Below are 4734 nucleotides of genomic sequence, written 5' to 3' on the forward strand. Positions count from 1 at the left end.
TATACCGGGATATGGAAAACACCGGTCGATGGACCGGTCATGGCCCGACGCCTCAATCTCGACGGTGATGGGCAGGGCGATCTCGCCGGGCACGGTGGTGAGCAACGCGCCGTCATGGTGTATCAAACGGAGTCATACGACTTCTGGAAGACCTACCTACACCGTGACGACCTCGAGCCCGGCCACTTCGGTGAAAACTTCACCGTCACCGGGCTCGCCGATAAAGACGTTTGCATCGGCGATCGCTACCGCATCGGCAGAGCCGAATTCGAGGTTACCCAGCCACGTGTCACCTGCTTTCGGGTGGGTATGCGTCTCGGCGAGCCGGACATGCCCAAATTCCTTGTCTCGCAGCATCGTCCGGGATTCTATTTCCGGGTCATGAAAGAGGGCCACGTCCGTGCCGGCGACGACATTGTCCGTACTCGCCGCGGCCGCCACGAGCTGAGCGTCGCCGATATCGACGCGTTGCTGTATCTGCCGGACCGCAACATCGAACAGCTCCAGCAGATCATCGACGTTCCGGCGCTCAGCCCGGGCTGGATGCAGTCGTTCAAAGACTTGCTTGCCGAACACGAGGGCTCGGCACGTCAGCCGGCGCCAACTATCGGAGTCGAGCCGGGGTGGAACGGTTTTCGGCCGTTGCGAGTCAACGCGGTACGTCGGGAAAGCCCGCAGGTGATGTCGATTATCCTGGAAGCCGACGACCACAGTGCGCTACCGCGACCACTTCCCGGCCAATATCTGACGGTGCGAATCCTCGACGCCGGCAACCCGACGGCCATGCGTAGCTACTCCCTTTCGGGCGACCCCACCACTGGTGAGTATCGGATCAGCGTCAAACGCGAAGATCACGGTGTGGTGAGTCGCTGGCTGCACGCCCACATCGGGGCAGGATCAGTCCTGCAGGCCGCTGCCCCGCGGGGCGACTTCTACCTCACCGAGAGCGATACTCCAGTGGTGTTGATATCGGCGGGGATTGGCGTCACTCCCGTCCTGGCGATGTTGCATGCGCTGTCGGCCGCGCACAGCATCCGCGACATCTGGTGGCTGCATACCGTACGCAATCGGGAGACTGAGGCGTTTGCAGCCGAAGTCGCGGCGCTCATCGAGTCCCTGCCTCATGCCCAACAGCGGGTGTTTTACACGCAGATTCACGGCCGTGTGAACGAATCGACGATCGCCGCGCTAGGCCTGCCGGCGAATGCTTCGGCGTACCTTTGCGGACCGACTCAATTCATGGCCACCATGCGCAACGCGCTCATCGCGGCAGGACTTGACCCGGCCCATGTCCACAGCGAGTTGTTCGGCGCCCTGCCGCCAATCAATCCGGGTGTCGTCGACGGCGGCCCGAGTAAGCCGCCTCATCCACCGGCCGGAGCGGCCGGGCCCGGACCAACGATCACATTCGCTCGCAGCGGACTCACCGTCAACTGGTCACCCGACTACCGCAGCATCCTCGATTTGGCCGAGGCCTGCGACGTACCAACCCGTTTCGCCTGCCGAAGCGGAGTTTGCCACGTGTGTGAGACGGGGATCGTTGACGGGACAACGACATATGTGCAGTCGCCGCTGGAGCTACCCGGGCCGCGAACGGTGCTCATCTGCTCGGCCGCGCCGCAATCCGATCTCGTGCTCGACCTGTAGTCCTTAAGGGCTGAGCGCGACCGACGCTTCGGCGGTGTAGCACAGGAACGTCAGGGTCTCCTGCAGATACAGCTGCACGGTCTCGGCGTCGTGTGACAGGTACCCGATGGACACGTCGGTGCCCAGCTGCAAGTCGAAGTCGCCGCCGCGCGTGGTCAACACGAATGCGCCGTCGATGGCCGGCGCCCAGATGATGTCGCCGTCGATCAGCCGCCGGATGTGCTCGCGGATCGGATAGCCATGCTCGGTGGTTTCGCTGACTTTGGTGTAGGCGTCAGCCGACAGCAGCACCGAGTACGGGCCGTCCACGCCGGCCAGCCGCAGCTCGGACAACGCCTGTGAGATGACGTCGGGAAAGCCACGCACTTCCTTGGGCAGCTTCAGTGCCGGGTTGGAGCTGCTGCCGCGGATGCCGTCGATCGACGCGGCTTTATAGCCTTCGAAGATGGCCCGGTCTTCTGCGAACGCCAGCTTCTTGGCGGCCTCCTTGACCGGATCCCAGTCGGAGTCCTGCGAGCCACGTTCCACATCGTCGATCTCCGAACGCGACAGCGTGAACGGAACGCGAAGTCGCACAAGAGGTTTACTGGCTCGCAGGTGGGCGATCACCCCGTCGGAGGGTGCCTTGACATCGAGGAGTCGCCCGGTGCTGACGGCGGCGGCGGCCGGTCCGCTCGGCTCGCTGACGTCGACCACACGGCGGCCGGCGATGTGGCGTTTGAAAGTACGCCTCGCCTCCAATTCGACTTCCTCCCAAGCCTCTTCGGTGAGCGGAGCGAGATCGCGGTAGAGGTTGTTCATTGCGGGGTTCCTTTCAAACTGCCGATCGCCAACGAGCCATCCGCTGATGCGCTGGGTACCGCCGGAGCCGCTGTCGGTGCTTCGGGCAACGGCGGCGGATCGTCGAGGAAGTCGACGGTGGAAGAGAAGAACAGTCCACCGGTGACGGCGGTGGAGAAATCGAGGATCCGGTCGGTATTGCCGGGCGGATCGCCGAGAAACATATTGTGCAGCATCTGCTCGGTGACCTTCGGCGTGCGCGAATAGCCGATGAAATACGTTCCGAATTCGCCTTTTCCGAGTTCACCGAACGGCATGTTGTGTCGCACGATCTTCAGCTCGGTGCCGTCATCGTCGGTTATCACGTTCAGCGCGATGTGCGAGTCAGCCGGCTTCTCGTCGTCATCGAGCTCGATGTCTTCCAGCTTGGTCCGGCCGATCACGTGCTCCTGCTCGGTGGCCGAAAGGGAATTCCACCCAGACATGTCGTGCAGATACTTCTGGACGTGCACGTAGCAGGAGCCGGCGAATTCCGGGTCTTCGTCGCCGATCGTGGTCGCCGAGACCGCCAGCGCGCCGTCCGGATTCTCCGTCCCGTCGACAAACCCGAGCAGGTCGCGGTTGTCGAAGAATCGGAAACCATGCACCTCGTCGACCACTGTCACTGCGCCCAGCATCGATTGCAGAATGCGACTGGCCAGCTCGAAACAGACGTCCAGCGTCTCGGCCCGGGCATGAAACAACACGTCGCCGGGTGTACTTGGGGCCGTGTGCCGCGGGCCGTGCAGCTCGACGAACGGGTGCAGTTCGGCCGGTCGGGGACCGTCGAACAACCGGTCCCAAGCCTGTGAGCCAATCGAGGTGATCACCGACAGGCGTTTGGCGGGTTCGCGAAAGCCGATGGCGCGCACCAGCCCGGAAATTTCCGGCAGCGCGTCGTGCACCATCGCCTCGCCGCCCTCGGCGATCGTGACAACCAGGAAGATGGCGGCCGGGGTCAGCGGCGCCAGCACCGGTTGCGGTTGCAGGGCGGGCACGGGTTCGACCCTAACGTGCCCGACGAGCCGGTGATGAAAAGATAGGTCGATGGCGGCCACGGCGCGAGGTCTCTGCGAGTTCATCGATGCTTCCCCGTCGCCGTTTCACGTCTGCGCCACCGTCGCCTCGCGGTTGCGCGCGGCCGGTTACCTCGAACTCGCTGAGGCCGATGACTGGCCACCGGCGGGCAAGTTCTTCACCGTGAGGTCTGGGTCCCTGGTGGCCTGGGACAGCGCGGGGGAGGCGGGCGGTCGGCCGTTCCGGGTCATCGGCGGTCATACCGACAGCCCCAACCTGAGGGTCAAGCAGCATCCCGATCGTCAGGTTGCCGGATGGCAGGTGGTCGCGCTGGAGCCCTACGGGGGTGCCTGGTTGAACTCCTGGTTGGACCGCGATCTGGGCATCAGCGGGCGGCTGTCGGTGCGCTCGGTGGATAGGGGCGCCGGCATCGCACACCGGCTGGTTCGCATCGACGACCCGATCCTGCGCGTGCCGCAGCTGGCGATCCACCTGGCCGAGGACCGCAAATCAGTCACCCTGGACCCGCAGCGCCACGTCAACGCGGTGTGGGGCTCCGGCGTGGGTGTCCGCTCGTTCATCGGTTACGTCGCCGAGCAGGCCGGGGTTGATCCCGGCGACGTGCTCGGCGCGGACCTGATGACCCACGACCTGACCCCGTCGCGGCTCTCGGGCGTCGACGACGAATTCGTCAGCGCTGCGCGGCTGGACAACCAGGCCTCCTGCTATGCAGGTCTGGAGGCGTTCCTGGATGCCGCGCCAGCCGACTACCTGCGGGTGCTTGCGCTGTTCGACCATGAAGAGGTGGGGTCCACCTCGGATCACGGCGCCGGCTCCGAGCTGCTGCTGACCACACTGGAGCGCATCGTGCTGGCCGCCGGCGGCGGACGAGCGGACTTTCTGCGCAGGCTGTCGGGATCCATGATCGCCTCGGCGGACATGGCGCACGCCACCCACCCGAACTACCCCGAACGGCACGAGCCGGGGCACCTCATCGCGATCAACGGCGGCCCGGTGCTCAAGGTGCACCCCAATCTGCGCTACGCCACAGACGGCCGCACCGCCGCGGCGTTCGCACTGGCATGCCGGCAGGCCGGAGTGCCGCTGCAGCGTTACGAGCACCGCGCCGATCTGCCGTGCGGCTCGACGATCGGCCCGATGACCGCCGCCCGGACCGGAATTCCGACGGTCGACGTCGGCGCCCCTCAGCTCGCGATGCACTCTGCACGAGAGCTGATGGGCGCCAACGAC

At 65.1% G+C, this 4734-nt stretch carries 4 protein-coding genes; 2 read left to right on the forward strand and 2 right to left on the reverse strand.

The genetic code is table 11. The features are described from left to right. Positions 1-1647: MOSC and FAD-binding oxidoreductase domain-containing protein (locus VGG53_RS19525; RefSeq protein WP_331519735.1), on the forward strand; the 1647-nt coding region annotated here is incomplete at its 5' end. A 3-nt stretch (positions 1648-1650) separates the two neighbouring features. Here the strand turns inward: VGG53_RS19525 and VGG53_RS19530 are convergent. Beyond that, positions 1651-2448, reverse strand: a complete 798-nt coding sequence (locus tag VGG53_RS19530; RefSeq protein WP_331519736.1) for a family 1 encapsulin nanocompartment shell protein — start codon at positions 2446-2448, stop codon at positions 1651-1653. After that, positions 2445-3464, reverse strand: a complete 1020-nt coding sequence (locus VGG53_RS19535) for a Dyp-type peroxidase (protein WP_331519737.1) — start codon at positions 3462-3464, stop codon at positions 2445-2447. The genes VGG53_RS19530 and VGG53_RS19535 overlap by 4 nt, the downstream gene beginning before the upstream one ends. Positions 3465-3513: 49 nt before the next feature. Between VGG53_RS19535 and VGG53_RS19540 the strand changes: the two genes are divergently transcribed. Beyond that, positions 3514-4734 (forward strand): M18 family aminopeptidase (locus tag VGG53_RS19540; protein ID WP_331519738.1); only part of this gene is annotated, 1221 nt, incomplete at its 3' end.

This window comes from Mycobacterium sp. (genome assembly GCF_036490025.1).
In the GTDB taxonomy this organism is placed as follows: domain Bacteria; phylum Actinomycetota; class Actinomycetes; order Mycobacteriales; family Mycobacteriaceae; genus Mycobacterium.

Coding starts and splice junctions, on each gene's coding strand:
- VGG53_RS19530 (WP_331519736.1), bottom strand. CDS start 2,448: ATGAACAACCTCTACCGCGATCTCGCTCCGCTCACCGAAGAGGCTTGG.